This window comes from Aquiflexum sp. (assembly GCF_041749095.1).
Lineage (GTDB): Bacteria > Bacteroidota > Bacteroidia > Cytophagales > Cyclobacteriaceae > Aquiflexum.
Genome location: NZ_JBGTCA010000139.1, coordinates 1 through 18685, shown reverse-complemented (window position 1 = coordinate 18685; position 18685 = coordinate 1). Strand labels below are relative to the sequence as shown.

The 18685-nt window shown below is 43.9% G+C and carries 9 protein-coding genes and 1 pseudogene; 8 read left to right on the top strand and 2 right to left on the bottom strand.

All coding sequences use genetic code 11. From position 1 onward, the window contains the following. Positions 1-292: pseudogene (locus tag ACEW8O_RS07335) on the top strand (hypothetical protein); the annotation flags it as partial. Positions 293-587: 295 nt separating this feature from the next. On the opposite strand, the gene ACEW8O_RS07330 reads toward ACEW8O_RS07335, so the two are convergent. Continuing rightward, positions 588-5615 (bottom strand): C25 family cysteine peptidase, encoded by a 5028-nt coding sequence (locus ACEW8O_RS07330; protein ID WP_373493971.1) that lies wholly within the window; start codon positions 5613-5615, stop codon positions 588-590. Between the two features lie 6 nt (positions 5616-5621). Further along, entirely contained in the window at positions 5622-6734 is a 1113-nt protein-coding gene (locus ACEW8O_RS07325) for a PorV/PorQ family protein (RefSeq protein WP_373493970.1), read from the bottom strand. Between the two features lie 392 nt (positions 6735-7126). Between ACEW8O_RS07325 and ACEW8O_RS07320 the strand changes: the two genes are divergently transcribed. From ACEW8O_RS07320 to ACEW8O_RS07290, 7 genes are all read left to right on the top strand, one after another. Beyond that, entirely contained in the window at positions 7127-7456 is a 330-nt protein-coding gene (locus ACEW8O_RS07320; protein WP_373493969.1) for a PadR family transcriptional regulator, read from the top strand. A 3-nt stretch (positions 7457-7459) separates the two neighbouring features. Beyond that, positions 7460-9370: a PspC domain-containing protein gene (locus ACEW8O_RS07315; protein WP_373493968.1), complete on the top strand. Its 1911-nt coding sequence runs from the start codon at positions 7460-7462 to the stop codon at positions 9368-9370. 111 nt (positions 9371-9481) lie between these two features. Beyond that, a complete protein-coding gene (locus ACEW8O_RS07310; protein WP_373493967.1) occupies positions 9482-9901 on the top strand; it encodes a hypothetical protein in 420 nt (139 codons plus the stop codon). Positions 9902-9927: 26 nt separating this feature from the next. Next, a complete protein-coding gene (locus tag ACEW8O_RS07305; RefSeq protein WP_373493966.1) occupies positions 9928-10056 on the top strand; it encodes an MBL fold metallo-hydrolase RNA specificity domain-containing protein in 129 nt (42 codons plus the stop codon). A gap of 813 nt (positions 10057-10869) precedes the next feature. Beyond that, positions 10870-14304 (top strand): hypothetical protein, encoded by a 3435-nt coding sequence (locus ACEW8O_RS07300; protein ID WP_373493965.1) that lies wholly within the window; start codon positions 10870-10872, stop codon positions 14302-14304. A gap of 4 nt (positions 14305-14308) precedes the next feature. After that, positions 14309-14755: a hypothetical protein gene (locus ACEW8O_RS07295; RefSeq protein ID WP_373493964.1), complete on the top strand. Its 447-nt coding sequence runs from the start codon at positions 14309-14311 to the stop codon at positions 14753-14755. Position 14756: 1 nt separating this feature from the next. Then, positions 14757-18685: DUF6443 domain-containing protein (locus tag ACEW8O_RS07290; RefSeq protein ID WP_373493963.1), on the top strand; the 3929-nt coding region annotated here is incomplete at its 3' end.

Here is an 18685-nt window from a genome sequence, read left to right as displayed (position 1 = left end):
AAGAAAAAGTGGCCGCATGGGAGAGTTGATCTTTTTTGTGCGCTTGAGTCCTATCATTCCTTTTGCCTTGTCCAACTTAATGTTTGCTCTACTCAAATCAGGCTGGAAAAAACTGGTCATTTTTGGAACCATCGGCATGCTACCCAGAACGACTTTAGTATTTATATCCGGAACCTTGGCCAATGACCTCTACACCGCCATCAGACAGGATGGTGTCAGTGAGAAAGTATGGATTTTTGTTTTCCTGTTGGTTTTGAGTTTTTGGGGGATTTGGAGGTTTTTTAGGAAGTGAGGTTGGAGAGGCGAGAAGCGAGAAGTTAGAAGCGAGATGTGAGATGTGAGATGTTAGACACAAGACACAAGACGCTAGATGCTAGACGCTAGACTCTAGACATAAGATAACTGGAAACCTATTACTTTTCACATTCCCAAATCTTGACTCCCCGATAATCTAGCCAGGCTTTGATTTCTTACTTCTACGTTATTGTAGGTAGATCTCGCATCTCGCTTCTCGTTTCTCGCTTCTAATTTATTTCCTACCATTCTAAAATCTACCTTCTACCTTCTAAAATCTACCTTCCCCCACTCTACCTCAACAAATACATCTTCCCATACCCTTGTTTAAAGGCTTTGTCACCTGCCGTTGCCCGGTGCTCGACAAATGTCCCATGTTTTCGGATCATGACCCGGTAGATATAGACGCCATTGGCCAATTGGTCTCCAAATTCATCGCGTCCATCCCAAGCATATTCCGAAATATTGTTGCCTATCCGAAGGGGGCCCAATTCATCCTGAAGGATCTCCCGGACAACCCTTCCTGTCACCGTCATGATCTGTATTTTGATCTGATCAGGTACTTCTGAGCCTGTTACTGTAAATACAAATCGGACACTGGTACTGAATGGATTTGGGTATGGATAGAAATTTGAAATACTGGCTTCATTGATGACCTCAAAATTGATCTCATAAGGCTTGTCCACTCCAAGTTCTTCGGTTACAATCCTGAAGGTATACATACCATCTTCCAGTGGCCCCGGCCGCAACTCAATCTTAAAGCTACTGTTTTGGGTGGCTTCTGTCCATGATATTTTTGGGGAGGAGAAATTGACTTTCTCAAACATACAGCCTTCGCAGGATTTTTTGAGGAAAAGCTCCAATCCTAAGGTGTCTTTTTTGAGAATCAGTGATTTGTCATTTTTCAACAGAGTGTTGATCATCACCGTGGGCGATACAATATCCCCGTCCATGATATATACCCCATCGAAATTCACATCCAAAACCGCACTGTTATTATCAGGTACAACCACAAAATAAGTGTCCAGGTCTATAAAATTATTCCTGAAGGTCAGTTCCTGAAATATTCTTGGATTGGCAAATACCTCCACTTTTGTATTGCCAGATCTACCAATGGAATTGAATTCCAAACTGAATTCATGCTTTTCTCCCGCCTTAACGGGCGGAATTTTTTTGGTGAATTTCTCGATTTTCCTCTGAGTGGTATTGTTGAATTCCCATTGTACTGTCAAAGAATCGAGGAAGTCATATTTTGAAATATTGATAAATTCAAAATCAAGGCTTGCCATTTCACCTTCCTGGAGCGTTCGTTTATCCTCTCTGTTTTTGAATACCAGGACACCTTCCGGTACGCCGGAATAATTGACCTGCCATTTGTCAAGCTGCGAAGGCGCTGTGGAAAGCTCGTCATCCATCGCATATCTTAGACGGAGTTGTGGATATAGAACCGGATTAATGGATGCGAGGTCAATTTCCCCTTCCTGTATATTTGAAAAAATCACCTGCTCCTCTCCTGAAGGCCTTATCCCTATCACATCAAATACAGCAAGTTCTTCATTGAACCAATCCCTGTCTTTGACATGGTTATAGAACCGCTTCCATTCTGAAGCCGGACCTATTCTTGGAGTGATAATACTTCCGGATGTAAAATAGCCCTGAAGGTTGGTCTCAAACTCAATGACCTGTTCGTTGGTTTCAAGTTCTATATCTCTCTTGGCTACAATCTCCACAGCCTCTCCGGGCTTCATTCCTTTTCTACCATACAAAATATATGGATCACCATTTTTAAGGTTTCTCAATAGGGCCTCGTTGGCACCTATTTGCTTCATCTTTTCAAAGTTCTCATCTGACCAACTTTCAAAAGTCACATTGCCAACCGAGAATATGACCACATAATCTCCTTCCTTTAGGCCATCGATATAATCCATCAACAAGTTTTGACCGGGTGTGTTGAGCCATGCATTTCTCAGACTCTGGATTACCTGGGGCAGTCTGCCGCAACTCCTGCCATCCAGAATATCAAAGCCTGTAACAGGGATAACGAGATAAGGAGTCAAAGACCTCTGCTCAAAGGCTACCAAACCCAATGAACCATTTGGACAGAGCCTTGTATTGGCATTATTGACATTGTCAATAATATAAGGAACTCCCTCCAGATAAAACTGTGCATTTCTAAAAGTGAGGCTGTCTGCCTGGGTGCCAAAAGTGAATACCTCAATATTCAGATTGGTATCAAGGTATTTCCATTCCTTTTTAACCGGGTCAATTTGCAAGTTGCTTAATTGGTTACCCTCCAATTGCGGGTTTTCCCTTTGGGTCCAACCTTCAGGGCCGTTGTTGATATAGGAAAAACTTCCTTTGGTCCAATCCTGGCTTTCCCCTTCTTTTGGCTCCAAAAATCTGGTCCTCCAATAAAAAGTCAGAGAATCTCTTTGGGACACATTCTGGAATAGATTAATCTTCCAAATGGCCAGATTAGCAGTAGTGATCCTATTTTCCCTTCGCTGGGAGGTGGTGAACTCAGGATGGGTGTCTATTTGAATGACAATATTTCTTGGCTCGGTGGATTTGCCCGGAATCTGAGCTATGAGATTGATTTCACCTTCATTGACAATTCCGAAATTCTCAGGGATTAAGTGAAGAGTACCACTCAAAGGAACAAACTTGGTCACTGTTACCGAGTTGTTGGCATAAGTAATTTCAGGTATGGATCTCGAAGGATTGATCTCAATAGTGAAAATATTTTCCCCAAAAGCCTGAACTCCTGTATTGGGTACTGAAAAATCTATGGTATCCTTCCTGAATACAGGAGCCAGCATTTCTAATGGGTAATTAACCTGAGTCCCATCAGGAAGTCTGCGGCTGATTTTAAATTCAACAGAATCAAGATCTACCCGACCCAGATTTTTAAGGACAAAAGACAGTTTCAAGGAATCAGCCAACGCATTGAAAACCTCACCTTCAAAACTGTCCAAAGTAACGTCCGATTCCTGTACAGCATAATCGGCTTTATCAGCAGGAAACATCCTGATTGCCGGATCTCCCAACATGACCAATTGCTCAGTATGGGACCTGTTTACAACAGAAGAACCATACCGGAAAAAAAACAATTTCTCTGCCTCTCTTTTGACGATTCCTATAGGTTGGTAAATGGTTGAGGAATCCGAAAATGCCTTTATATAAATCGATTCGCTGAACCTCCTGAGGTAAACATCCACACCCACATTGGCATGTGCCATAAAATTGGTACTTCCTTTTCCGGGAGTTAGAACCCAATCTTCCCCAAAAGTAAAAGCATTCCCAAAAGAATTTCCTGCATCACAGCCATTGAGGAGCATCATAGGATATTTGCCCCTATTTTCGTAGCCCAACGTGGGGTCTGATGCAAACCCTATCTCAATATCAATCACAGATGGTGCTCCATGACCAAAAAATGTCACCAAGCTAACACCTCTGTTTAAATCTTTTGATATATCTATGAGCTCAATGGTAGAATTTGACCTTTTTCTGTAAGTGGTCACATTTGCTCCCATATATGGACCTTCTGCAATAGTCTTAAATCCATTGAGAAAATTGAAATATCGTGACAGTTCAAAAGCAGTAAGACCACCACTTAGATGGATAATTTCTTTTTGCCAATCACCGGAAATACCAGCTGCATCCTTTTCTTTGGCTTTTTCCAGGTAATCTGCCACATTCTGTGGGGTACGTGCCGGAATCCTTCCTATGGTGACGGCAGAGATATAGGGATTTTCGGGATCAAGGCCTATGCTGAAAGTATTATCTGCATAAGGGTATCCAGAAGGTGGTACCATGTCCTGATAAGCAAAAATCGCAGGATTCTGTCTGTAAAAAAAGTTGGTATTATTGGCCCTTGCGGTTGAAAATATCCCCACAGCCCTACCTATCAAAAACAAAAAGTCAGGTTTGTGTACAGGGTAATAGGCCTTTAGAAATTCATGTACAGCCAAAGGCGTTTTTTCCCCATAGCTAAATTGGTTGTAGAGTTCGTCGATATTTACGGTCAGGGTATCATAACCGCCACCCGCGGGAGAAGCCCTGTGAGCGGCATAGGCAGTAACAGGATCAGCATAATTGCCAACCGGTCTTCGCAAGGCCCTATTGCTGAGTATGATAAAATCAGCATGTCTGTTGAGCAAATTCCTAAACCTTACGGGCTGCATCGAACTGATGACCTTGATATCCAATTGGTTTTCAACCATAATCTTGGTTGCTCTACCTGCAACACTGGCTTGGAACTTAATCCTGTTCGCACCGCTCTCCATACCTATCCGTACCGGATTGATTGGATCACTAACTTCAAGAGCAAGATAATTGGAAAGGAGATTATTGATTTCAATGGCGTTGTTACCTTCTCCATGGACAAAGATTTCCTTGGAAAAATCTCCATTTACAATTCTTTTGGGGTAAGTAAGGGTGAGGTAAGTTACACCTATATTGTCTGTTGCTGCCGGACCTATGGGAGTAATACGGACAAATAACTGCCCATTGGAATTAAAATCTGAAGCCTGAAAGGTTACGGTTTCGTTGATGGCCTGAAAGTCCTCGAATGTAAATGTGCCCACCTCTCTCAGTGTTGCAGAAGATGGGCCAACGCTGATTTGGGCAAGATGTGGGGTTTCTGCCCTACCGGTCAGCCCAAATGCCAGTTTGGCTTCACCTGTAGCAGGTATTTCACCCAAATCTGATAGAATAATTGTTCTGGGATTGGTTTTTGTAATCTGTGCACTTACCCAACCCTGTCCTTCCTCAAATTCCGATAACCTTACCCCAGGATTATAGAAATAGCTCAAGTTGTAATTTTCAAAATAGACAGTCTCTCTAACTCCATGATATACATCTGTATTCGGAACAGTTGAAGCGGGAGCAGCACGCATTCCCATTCGTTTTCCCTGATTTCCGGGAGTGACAGCCAGGAAAAATGCTGTGGTATCACTATGCATGTTGTATTTGATATTCCCGACATGTGAGGGATCTTTAAAAAATTTGACATCCAAAGTACCATCATTTCTTTTGCCGTAAAAATCTATGAAATCAGTGGGATCAAACTTGCCGTCCTGCTCACCCTGCACAAAAATGGCCACTTCCTCCCCTCGATGGAAAATCCTGATGTTTCGGGGATCAATGACACTTGGATTGATACCTGAAGCGGACAAACTTGTAAAATTGATCCTGTGGATTCCATCGGATGCAGTATTGATTTTATAATACGTCTGATTATAGTCAATCCACTCAGTTTGGGCATAGCCACCACTGATAGAAAAACCAACTATAACCAAAAAAAGAATTGATTTCCACATATTTTATCAATTATCCCAGCCTTTGTTAATTCTGAATTTTCCGTCAAGTTTCTCCAAGCTGACTTTGACCGTGAATACATGGGAATAGGGAGTTTGGGAAACCCCTCCAATATCTGTCAAAGCATAATCAATCTGAAATTTTTCATTGAGAAAAACTCCCAAACCGAAGCTCGGCTTCCATGACATATAATAAGAAGCATCAAAATCCTTGATTCTTTGTACATGACCGCCACCAGCCCTCAAATACACCATGTTCTTATAGCTTGCCTCCAGCCCCATTCTTGGATCGAAGCTCACCAATCCGGTACGGATAATGGTGTTCCTTCTTCCATCAAATGTAAAATCCAGATCAATCACTCCCTGAACCCTGATCTCATCTGTAATGTCCACGTCTCGGGTTAGACTGAATATTGCCCTCGGCATGGTGATTTCAATGGAATTTACCGGTATCTCATTGTTGGTCTGTGAATAAATATCCCTGACCATATCCGCATCGTGAAACCATGCATTGAAAGTAGAAGTCACATCACGGAGCATAAACCCTATCCGCCATTCTTCCAAAAGGAAAATTCCTCCCACATCAAGTCCAAAGCCCCATGCCTGAGCAAACTTACCCACATTCCGATGAATGATCTTCGTATTGACGCCCAATTTAAACTGGTCGCTCACATCCCGGGCATAGGATAAAATGAGGGCATAATCAGCGGCATTGAAAAACTGGATATTGTTGTAATTCAGAGCCCCGCTGGCATCATACAAAAACCTGGTATCAGGTATATCATCTACCCCAAACCTGATCAATGAAACCCCGATCTGATTATCAACATCAAAATTGGTAGTGTATCCCAGATAATCAAATTTGGCAATACCCGCAAAGTATTCAGCATGCATCAGGGAGAACTCATGCTGATGTTGGACACCCAGCAGACCGGCCGGATTCCAATAGGCAGCTGTCACATCCCGGACAGAAGATACCTGGGCGCCACCCATGCCGAGGGCACGGGCACCTATGCCTATGTTCATAAATTCATTGGAATATTTTGGAGCTATAGTTTGGGCATCAAGCTTAGCAAAACTGAAAAACAGCAGCATTCCAATAAAACACCTGATAATCACCATTTATCGAGTCTCAAATTCTGTTGCAAAGTAAAAATAAATACTGTAGTAAAAAGCTTATTCAAAGAAAATTAAACGGGTACAAAACTTAAAAAACTGTACGATTATGCACACTAAAATGTCCATTTGAGCCACATCCGTTTTTCCACTGATTTAAACTGCATGTCAAGCTCAAAAAAAATCCTTTCATTCAGTTTTTTCTGAAATGCGGCTCTAATGAAAAATAATCAACTTTTTTATTTTTTTTTCTCTCAAAAGGTACCTTTCTATAACAACTAACTAGGTATTGCAAGGTACCATTTTAAACTTTGGTACAGTTTTTCTTAATTATTTGCCAAAAGAGGTACACCTTGGAATCAGGTCCAAGCACCGAATAACTTAAACGATCAGAAGAAATGAACGCTTCAAACACCCAGATTCAAATGCGGAAAGGATTGCTTGAATTCTGCATTCTGCACATCATATCACGAGGGGAAGTATATGCCTCGGATATGATCGAAGAACTGACCGCTGCAAAGATGATCGTTGTCGAAGGCACACTATATCCTTTGCTCAACAGATTAAAATCCGCATCCTTGGTTTCCTACAAATGGGTAGAGTCCGAATCAGGTCCCCCCAGAAAATACTACACCATCACGGAAGAGGGAAAGGAGTTTTTGGAAACCCTAAATGAAACCTGGGATTCCCTTGTCAGCTCTACCCAATTAATCACCTCAAAGAAATAAGCCATGAAAAAGACAATAAGTATCAACATCAGTGGCATCCTGTTTCATATCGAAGAGGATGGTTATACCACATTAAAGAAATACCTGGAATCCATCAACAGGCATTTCTCACATTACGAGGACAATCAGGAGATTATTTCGGATATAGAAAACCGAATTGCTGAAATCTTCCTGAGCAACCTGAAAAACAACAAACAGGTCATCACAATAGAAAATGTCCACAGCCTGATTGAAAAAATGGGTACCATAGCTGATTTCAAGGCCATTGAGGAAGAATTGTCCCAAGAGGAGAATAAAAAATCCAAACCGGAGCCTGAATTCAACGACTACTACAAGCATATCACACCCGACCAAAACATCAAAGGCTACAAAAAGCTGACCCGACTGGAAAATCGGAAGATCCTTGGCGGTGTATGTGCAGGAATGGCGCATTATCTTGCGGTGGATCCACTTTGGACCAGATTGGTGGCCATTCTGCTCTTATTCAGTGGCAATTTGAGATTTGGAAGACCAGGCTGGGATTTTCTTCCCTGGAATTTCGATTTCCACCTTTCCCTGGGAATTTGGGCAGTGATCGCTTACATCGTATTGTGGGTTATCCTTCCTGTATCCTATGATGAACCCGAGGATAAAAATATCAAGAAACTGTACCGGAACCCTGACGATAGAACCCTTGGGGGTGTGGCAAGTGGTTTGGCCGCTTACTTTGGGATAGAGGTCATTTGGATGAGGTTATTGTTCATTGGGCTGATATTTGCCGGAGGTTCAGGATTTGTCATCTACATCATCCTTTGGATCATTAACCCTGTAGCCAAGTCTATCACTGAACGGATAGAGATGAAGGGTGGTGCCATCACTTTGGATAATATTGAGACTACCATCAGAGAAAACATGAATCCCATGCCGCCTAGGGAGGAAAGTCAGGGTAGAAAAATCCTGCTTGCTCCTTTCAAGTTCCTGGGCAAAGTGATCAATGCGCTAGGCGAGGCTTTGGGTCCATTGGGTACCTTCCTGCTTTCCTTTATAAGGGTGGTTTTTGGACTGATCATTTTCCTGATAGGAATGGCAATTACGATCACTCCACTGGTTTTATTGGGGGTCTATTTCGGATTGATTCCGGACGGAGACATCGTTTGGGGCATCCATGAGAATATTCCGGTAGAGTGGATCAATGATATCGTTCCGGTTTGGCTTGCCATAGCAGCGGCTGCGGCAGTTCTGATACCGGGGATTGTGATTGTACTGCTTGGGATATCAGTTCTTGTCCAAAGAAGCATTATAGATGCAAGATTCGGTCTGATAGCTTTAGGAGTTTGGTTATTGAGTATAGGGATATGTTCCTTTCAGATACCAAGGATAGTCAGTCAGTTTAAAACAGAGGCCACCCATACGGTAGAGCAAGAACTGGCATTTTCAGAAGGGACCATGGTGCTGAAGTCATCTGTGATTGGAGTGGATCAATGGCTTACCAATCAGATCAGTATTCAACTTGATGGTACTGATGCGGCACAGCCTATTCTGATCCAAAACTTCAAGTCAAGGGGTAAAAACTATGATGATGCCATCAAAAACGCACAGAACCTCCAATACAGTTTTAGCATTGCAGATTCAGTTCTCACTTTGGAGAGAAGTGTGGATTTAAGCCAACTGGATAAATTTAGAGGGCAGAGTCTCAAACTTAATCTTGAGATTCCTTATGATAAACCATTTGTAATGGACAGGTCCTTACTTCCCATCATACAGAATACCATCCACAGAAATGGCTACAAAACCAGGGACATCAACTCCCGCAACCATTGGGTATTCAATGAAAAAGGACTGCTTTGCCTAAACTGTCGGGATACTGGAAAAACTTCCACGGCAGACAGCCTTTCAAGAGCGAAATTTGAAGGGGCCTATTTTATGAATAGGTAATCCTTAGAATAAAGCAAACCAGATAATAAAAAACCGGGGTGTCGTCATTGATGCCCCGATTTTTCTATTATTGGTTCGTTTTGATTTGTTTACTCAAAAATAACCGTACAAATGAAAAGTATTTTTAAAGCTGATCACGAAAATTGGAAGGGAGTTCCCAGAATCAATATTTACCTTCTCCGACTATTGTATATCCTTATGTTCTTTGTATTGGGCAAAGATGTGTGGACTTATATCATCACATTCCAAGGGGAATGGCAACCGACAGAAGCTGTAGCCTGGTGTGTTTGGGCATCCTTTTCAGTTCTTGCCTTCATAGGTATAGTTCACCCGCTTAAAATGTTGCCGATTTTGTTTCTGGAAATTATTTATAAAATCCTTTGGCTTTTTTTGGTGGCATATCCACTATGGGTGAAAAACGAGTTGATAGGAACTGATGCAGAGGACATAACTTTCGCGTTTTTATGGGTGGCTCTCCCGATAGTGGCTGTCCCATGGAAGTATGCATTCCAAGAATACGTATTGTTCTGAAGGAGAGGAAAATAATTCCTTTATAGATGACTTTTCTGGTCCATGGAGAAAAAGAAGCTACTGAGAGTTTGTCCACAAGGCTCAAAGAAGAATTGGACTGGAATCCCAATATTCCTGAGTATTTGGAAAGCTTTGAGTTATTTGATGGAATTTGAAATTAAGATGGTTACCTGCAATACTGCCATTCACTGTAATTCCTTTGCTTATCAGGACGGAAGTCGGGAGACCGAAGACCGAAGATGGTTACATATATATATCCAGCTTTCTTAAAGAATTATAATTCAGGTTTCAAATATTAAAAAAACCACCAAAGGTAAACTTTGGTGGTTTTTTAATAATGTTGTTGGAAAACTTGAACCTCATTTGGTAATAGGATGGCGAAGGCGCTTGGCGTATCCCGTACAGCTGTCGGGAGCAACTACGCCTTTCTATCTGGATGAATTTGCAATTCATGTTTCAAGAGTTAACTTGAGAAATGTGACGACCTTCAACTGCGAAATTGCCAATTACAGATTGGTAAGAATATAAGGGTGAAGTTGCATCCCGATGGCTATCGGGATTCACCCGGACAACATCAAAACTTTATTCTACACCTAGGGAGTTAAACCTATTCCAAATCGGTAGGGACAGAAAGGGTATTTACAAATTAAAACAAACCACTATCTACCTTTTTTCAACAGCCAAAGGTCGAAACCCAAATCTTACTTCCGCTAAAAATCCGAGGAAAACACCTGAAAAAAGTTTTAAGTCCTAAAAATATTATTTTTTTTTTAGTCCGTACTACAGAATAAAATTTTTAGCAAAATTTCCGGATCATAGTTCAAAATTCAAAAGTTTAATCTGCGTATTCAAAATAAAAATAGCTGTATGTAAAATACATTGAAATTTTATACTGATAAAGTAGAAAAACCCAGAAATATATAAAACAGAAATTATAAAAAAAATACCGTGTTCACGGTATTTTTTTTATGTTTTTTATTTCCCAAATTTTCGCTGGTCTGACGATGACGGCCGGTACGGGCAATGATAAAAACGGTATCCGGTTTACTTTACCGGCAGCCGAATCAGAGGAGTGTCTTGATGTGCGGCCCATCAGCCAAATGACCCAAACAAAAATTCGAAATATTATGGAAAAAAAGTCCAGAATCTTTTTAGCTTTCCTGACGGGCAGTCTATTTTACGGATACTATCCGGTCCATGCCCAGCATCCGTCAGAAGTCTCCGAACAGATCAGCAAGCTCATGCCCAAACCGGTCCAGAAAACGCCCAATGTCTCGGCCATGGAAAAATACGGAGATTATGAAGTTAACCTCTACCACGGGCTACCGGAAATTTCCATTCCCCTGTTTGAAATCACGAGCGGTTCATTAAGACTGCCTATCAGTCTCAGTTACCATGCTTCGGGGATTAGGTACACAGACCAGGCCACATGGGCGGGACTGGGATGGACAGTAAATGCAGGCGGGCAGATTTCAAGGACCGTACAGGGAAAACCCGACGAATCTACCGGTACAAATGCCGGGTATCTCAACAGCACCAACAATTATTTCATACAGAGTCCTGGATGTACTAACACTAATGACATGTTTTACAGGCAGCAACTTGCCAAAGGGCAATCTGACAGGGAGCCTGATATATTTTCATATAACTTTCCCGGAAAATCAGGAAAATTTTATCTGGGACAGAATGGGGCCCCACCATATTTATTCCCGGAATCACCTGTCAGGATTACCCACAGCGGTGTGAATTTCTTTGACATTACGGACGAAAACGGAATACGGTACCGGTTTGGAAGGAATGCATCCGGTATCAATGCCGTGGAAAGCACCCACTCCCAATCGGGTGGCGGAAACTCTTCCCTGCATCTGACCGCATGGCATCTGATGGAAGTCCATTCCCCGGACTCGGACGATCTTATCCAGATCACCTATCAGACCGTTGGAACGGTTTTGTTGGAGGATGTAGAACAGAACATATCCATCTCTGATCAGTGTAATTCAGAGAATTCCATTGTATTGCCCTGTCCTAATCTTTTTTCCTCTGTTACCGATATGACCACATATAGTTCTACAACACAGCTTGGGATCAATGAAATCATTTTTAAGACAGGGAAAGTGAAATTTGTCCTTGGCCCCAACCGGCAGGACCTTCCCTTTTCCACCAATGTCAAAAAACTGGACAGGATTGAAATATACCAAAAGGAAGGGAACGGTTATGTCCTGTTCAGAACCTACCAATTGCAAAATTCCAACTATTTTACCAGGTCAGGAACCACCCAAAAGCTGAGATTGAGACTTGACGGGCTAACCGTAAAGGATGGGGCCAATACCGAGATCAACAATTATTCCTTTTCTTACTACACCAACAGTTTTTCATGGGATGTGGCAAATTTCAGCAAGAGGAGGGATTTGTTCGGGTTTTACAATGGAAGGAACAATTCCAACCTTATTCCCCAGAGGACAATCAGCTACCAGTTTACCCTTTCCACCCAAACCTCGAACATAACCATCGGAGGGGCCAACAGGGACCCGGACACCCTATATCTAAAGGAAGGTGTGCTCAGGAAAATAAACTTCCCGACGAAAGGTTTTACCGAATTTGATTATGAGCCGCACAGGTATTCCGACGGGGGCCAGACAAAATATGGAGGGGGTTTAAGGGTCAAAAGGATAACCCGCAATACAGGAACGTCTTCGGCAGTAAAAGAATATCGGTACGGAAATGGTGAAAACGGCCTGGGAATAAAGAATTTTAACCAGGATGCCTATTTTTTCCATACCACACAGCTTATGCGAGCCTGGGAATCAAACCCTGATGGTTCACCCCAAAGAGAATACAGGGCCAGAATGTACTTCTCAAGTTCTAATATCGGGCTTGGGTATGAGGACAGTCCAGTGGTGTATCCAGAAGTAGCGGTTTATGAAGGCGGTACTATAAACAACGGAAAGACCAACTACGAATTTGACAACAATACTCATATTTCAGATTATATTTATCCAATACCTGGAACCAACAAATTCCTCAGGAATTCCATGTCCTGGGCCAGAGGCAAACTGACCCAGAAAACAGCATACAACAGCACCGGAACTCCAGTTTCAAAAACTGTTATAAACTACCAATTGCTCAAAAATCAGACAAAGAACATCTCTCAAGCCGGGTTCCAGTATATAGTGGGAGATTATAAATTCCCGGGGATTGATAAATGCGTAACTACCAATTTGCTTGTCAGTGAGGACAATGACGGCTGGTCCTATCTGATTGCAAATTTTGCGAAGACCACCGGCGTTTATCTGGAATCCCAGAGGACCGAAACCCTTTATTCCAACGGGCTTGCCGACCATGTCACCACCCATGTCAGGGAGTACGACCCAGTGTACCTTCAACCTATACACGAAGAAATCCAGGCAAGTACCAACCCCGAGGCCAAAGTGACCAAATACCGGTATCCCTTCAATCTGGTCAACACTTCGCTCAGCTATACGGGAACTCCCAATATCCTGAAACAGATGGTCCTGAAAAACATGCTTTCCAACCCAGTGGAACAATATGTGGTTATCCAAAATGCCAACGGTACCAACCAGCGGGTGGTCTCCGGTCAACTGACCACTTTCAGAAACATCGGTTTTTCAAGATACAAAGCTGACAGTATCTTTATTTTGGAGATGTCAGCCCCTGTTGGCATTGCCGGCTTCGCCTCTTCGGCTGCAGGCACTTCGACAGGATGGATCATCAAGGACAACAGGTACCGCCACAGGCTGAGGTTTACCGCCTACGACAGCAGGGGAAACCCGGCCCAGATCAACAAAACAGATGCCGTTCCCCTCTCTTACCTATGGGCCTATGAGGGGACCCATGCAGTGGCCGAAGTTTCCAATGCCACCCTGTCCCAGATTGCCTACACTTCTTTCGAGACCGTCGAAAAAGGCGGCTGGAACTATTCGGGACCTGAACTGAAACTCAGTCAGGGCGATGCAAAGACGGGAAGAAATGCATACCTGTTGGACAACGGTACGTTGTCCAGAACTGTCAGCGGGGCGAGCAGTTCCAACAAATTCATGGTGAGTTTCTGGGCCAGGTCAGAAAGTGGGAACCTTAGCTGGTCATTTATGAACATAACCGAAAACCTCAGTACCGCCTGGAAACTCATTGAAAGGGAGGTGACAAGCTCATCCTTCAGCATCAGCGGTTCGGGCATCTATATCGACGAGCTCAGAATTGCCCCTGCCTCTTCCCTTATGACAACTTTCACTTACAGACCATTGATGGGAATCAGTTCTCAGATGGATCCCGCTAACAGGGGATCCTATTATTTCTACGACCACTTCGGCAGGTTGGAGTATATCCGCAATGAAGACGGACATCTGACCGGGCTGAATGAATACACCTACATCAAAAACCCATGATATTATGCAAAAGTCTCTTTTTTATCTATTGATAGCTTTGTTGATGTGTCCTGCGGGTATGTCCCTTGCACAGGATATAAGCACTGATCCCCGGTTTTTGGCCGGTGGGTGGAAAATAAACATGGAACTTCAGCTCCCTGCCGTCCGCTCTGAAAATTCCGCTGTCACCAAAAAATACCCCGAAGAACGTTGGGATGACCTGTACAATACGCTGGAATCAAGGATTTATCTATTTTCCGAAGACGGCTCATTCAGGGCAACCTGGGTTGCGGGCGGTCAGTTTTCGTCCGTTTCAGGCAGTTGGAAATACGGTGAAAACGGTATCCTGACAATATCCACTGTCGGTAATGAAATATCCTACAGGGTGGTCCTCCAGGATGGAAACATGAGCTGGATACCCCTTCAGAGGACCTCCGGAATCGTCCATCAAATTCACCTAAACCGGATATAACATGAAGAAAGTCTTTTTTGCATTGGCATTTACAGTACTGGCTGCCCACAGCAGTATTGGCCAGACCATCACCGGAGTTCAGCTTTCCGGTCCCTCCAACGCCCTCACCGGTGAAATCGCGCATTTTACCGTCCAGTTTTACAGTTTCGGGACTCCGGTCTCCCCGCCTATGGGAGGCTCTTATCTCTGGAGTTATCCCGGTGCCACCGGCCTTCATTCCATAAGCGATGCCTTCATACAGTACTCGGTTGCAGGAACATACAATGTATATTATGAATATTCCGATCTCGGAAACACTTATTACGACTTTGCGAGCATTGAAATCACGGGAGGAAACCCCTGTTTTTCTGTTGATCCTTCAGCCCCATCGGTCACTGTATTCTCCAACACGTCGGTCACACTGTCTGCCAACCCGGCACCCGGGGGCTTCACCTATCAATGGTACGATACCAACCAGACCACCCTTCTGTCCAGCAGCCAGAATTATTCCACCCCTATTCTGAGCAGTTCCAAGACATATTACCTGGCCTACAGGCATACGGGCAGCGGCTGCATTACGGCCAAGGTACCGGTCAGGGTAAACAGATATGCGGAAAACTACAACTGGATCAGAACATATAGAGTAAGGGATACCCTTGTCCACGGCCATCAGGTCATAGCTTCCTTGCAAAAGGGGTCTTATAAGGAAACCACCTATTATGACGGACTGGGAAGGCCCGAACAGGTGGTCAACCATCTTGCAGTTGCTTCTGATAAGGATTTGGTGGCTCCCGTGGTTTATGATACATTTGGTAGAAGTTACATGGATTATTTGGCTTTTCCTGATGGAGGTGAATATTTGGGAAGATACAGGCATAATGTAACAACTAGGCATTCTAATTTTTACAACAACCAATTCGGAGATACCTATGGTTATTCGGAAAAACAGTATGAATCCTCCCCATTAAACAGGATAAGAAAAATTTCCAATCCCGGAAATCCCTGGAGAATGGGCTCCGGAAGGGAGATGGAATTGGCTGAGTCCACTAACGCCCCTGCTGACAGCGTTAGAATTTGGACGGTCAACAGCAGTGGACTTCCCGTGACATCTGCCATATTCTCCCCCGGGATGCTATGGAAAAAAGAAACCCTGGACGAAAACAAACAGAAAGTGATCGAATATTATGACAAATTGGATAGGTTGGTTCTGAAAAAGGTACAGGCAGTGGCCAGTCCCGTTTCTGCTCATAATGGCTGGTTGTGTACCTACTATTCATATGATGATTTCGGAAGACTTCGAGTGGTTATTCCCCCAAAAGCCGTCGATCATTTGAGGAAAAATGCCTGGTCAAGCACCCAATCCACCAACACAACCCTTGCCAATGCACAGTATTACCTCTACAGTTATGATGCCAGGGGCAGGATGGTCACCAAGAAACTGCCGGGAAAAAATACCGAGGAAATGGTCTATGACCGCAATGACAGGTTGGTTGCATGGAGGGATGCTCTTTTGACCGCACAGGGGAAATGGCAGTATACCAAATACGATGCCCTTGACAGGCCGGTAATGACCGGACTGGTCAGCCATAGCATAACAAGGATCAACCTGCAGACTCTGGTGGACGGCTTGGGAACCAACAATGCAGTCATAAATGGCACATCTGGAAAATCGGGAACAACCAACGCCGGAGGATATCCCAGTGCCACAGACGGCAACGGTGAAGGTGAGGTGCTGACCGTCAATTACTATAACAATTACAGTTTCAGGAAAAGTACGCTTACTTATGTGAAGCCAACAGGATACCACGACAGCAGCAATGCGACCCATGGGCTTCTGACAGGAAAACTTGTCAGGAACCTTTCCACAGGCACAAGATTTGAAACGGCAATCTATTATGACAGCCAAGAAAGGGCCATCCAAACGGTTTCTGACCATCATTTGGGAGGTACTATTAGGGTGTCCACCCGCTATGATTTTGAGAACAAACCCTTAGCCACTTACACGCAATACAGTACTCCGGGGACTTACAATATCACCAGAGGGTATTTCTATGATGCTGCCGGCCAATTGTCGCACATAACCCACCGGATAGGAAGTGGAACCACGGTGACCCTTGCCCAGCACAGTTACAATGACCTGGGACAGCTGAGCGGAAAGACTTTCCCCTATGCGGACAATGCCTTTTTCAGCTATAATTACAATATAAGGGGATGGCTGAAAAGGATCAACAACCCCCAGAACAGCAATTCGGCCAACAAACTGTTTGCACAGGAACTCTTCTATGAAACAGGAGGGGCACAGGCTTCCCATAACAACTGGAACGGCAACATCACAAGATCTGACTGGAGGGGAAGGGATGATGTAAAGCGGGAATATAGATACCTCTATGACATAGCCAACAGGATTACTGCCTCAAACTATACTGTACCGACAGCTACCGCACAAAATGGCCGTTACAATCTTTCTAATATAGAATACGATCCCAACGGCAATATCTCCAAGATGCAGCGGAATAACCAGCAGACTACTTCTACCTTTGGTCTGGTGGACAACCTGACCTATACCTATGACACCCATGGCAACCGGCTCATTCAGGTGGCCGATGCTGTCTCCAACAACACCTTCCTGTCCAAGGATTTCAAGGAAAGAAATGCCACGACCTATGGCTATGACAGCAACGGCAACCTGAAATCCAATCTGGACAAGGAGATCAGCAACATCATTTACAACCACCTCAATCTGCCGACCGAAATCATCCTGACCGGAACCGACCGTAAGATCACATACCAGTATGATGCGGAAGGAAACAAAGTCAGGGAAGTACAGCAGAATGGGGCAAGCACGGTAACAAGGGATTATATTGGGGAGTTTGTCTTTGTCAACAATGCCATAGACCATATGATCCATGAGGAGGGCCGTGTGGCCTATGAATCAGGCTCACCAAAGTACGAGTTCTTTGTAAAGGATCATTTGGGTAACGTCCGGCAGGTGATCCGTGCCCATGTATGCACCGGCTGTAGAATAGCTACCATGGAACCTGAAAACGAAGAGGAGGAAAAAGCCTACTTCGAAAACATCACCGAATCCAGACAGGGTGCCATGGAACATAACGTCACCGAAGGCGGCTATGCCGTGGCCTGGCTCAATGCTGACAGGGGACGTATTCTCGGTCCTGCAAGTACACTGGAGGTACAGGAGGGCGATACCATCAACCTGTCTGTATTCGGAAAGTACATGGATCCCAAAAAGTTCAGGCTCTTTCCCGCTGCATTCCTGAAGACAGGAAATGTGGCATCGGTAGCATCGCAACTTAATGAACTGGGTCAACAGTATGCTGGAGGCGGGCCAAATCAAATTCTCCTGGCCAACGCCATTATGCTGGTGCTTACCGATCTTCAGCGAAAGCCGGTTCCAGAAGCCTATATGGCATATGCGCTGTATGATGTTGATAGCAATATGTATGACAGTGGTAAAATTCTGCTGTCAAAAAAAGCCCGAAACAAACATGAAGAGCTGAAAAAAGATATATTTGTTCCCAAGGACGGGTATATTGAAGCCTTCGTGGTGAATGAAACTTCTGAGAATGTTTGGTATGACAACTTCAGTATCCAATCCACAGGGCCGATTATAGTGCAGGAGACACATTATGATCCATGGGGCGTGGAAATGCAGGGGCTGGGGTATCAGGAGCCGGGAATCAAGGTCAACAAGTACCTGTACAACAGCAAGGAGTTCAATGACCATCTGGGGATCAATTTGTTTGACTACGGGGCGAGGTTATATGATGCAGCGATAGGCAGGTGGTTTGTTGTTGACCCGATGGCACACCTCAGAGAATCCCTGACACCGTACAATGCAATGAGTAACAATCCAATTTTAAGGATTGACCCGGACGGAGCTCTTGATGGTGATTATTACAATTTTGACGGAACTTATCTTGGGTCTGATGG

Coding starts and splice junctions, on each gene's coding strand:
- ACEW8O_RS07330 (WP_373493971.1), bottom strand. CDS start 5,615: ATGTGGAAATCAATTCTTTTTTTGGTTATAGTTGGTTTTTCTATCAGT.
- ACEW8O_RS07325 (WP_373493970.1), bottom strand. CDS start 6,734: ATGGTGATTATCAGGTGTTTTATTGGAATGCTGCTGTTTTTCAGTTTT.
- ACEW8O_RS07320 (WP_373493969.1), top strand. CDS start 7,127: ATGAACGCTTCAAACACCCAGATTCAAATGCGGAAAGGATTGCTTGAA.
- ACEW8O_RS07315 (WP_373493968.1), top strand. CDS start 7,460: ATGAAAAAGACAATAAGTATCAACATCAGTGGCATCCTGTTTCATATC.
- ACEW8O_RS07310 (WP_373493967.1), top strand. CDS start 9,482: ATGAAAAGTATTTTTAAAGCTGATCACGAAAATTGGAAGGGAGTTCCC.
- ACEW8O_RS07305 (WP_373493966.1), top strand. CDS start 9,928: ATGACTTTTCTGGTCCATGGAGAAAAAGAAGCTACTGAGAGTTTGTCC.
- ACEW8O_RS07300 (WP_373493965.1), top strand. CDS start 10,870: ATGTTTTTTATTTCCCAAATTTTCGCTGGTCTGACGATGACGGCCGGT.
- ACEW8O_RS07295 (WP_373493964.1), top strand. CDS start 14,309: ATGCAAAAGTCTCTTTTTTATCTATTGATAGCTTTGTTGATGTGTCCT.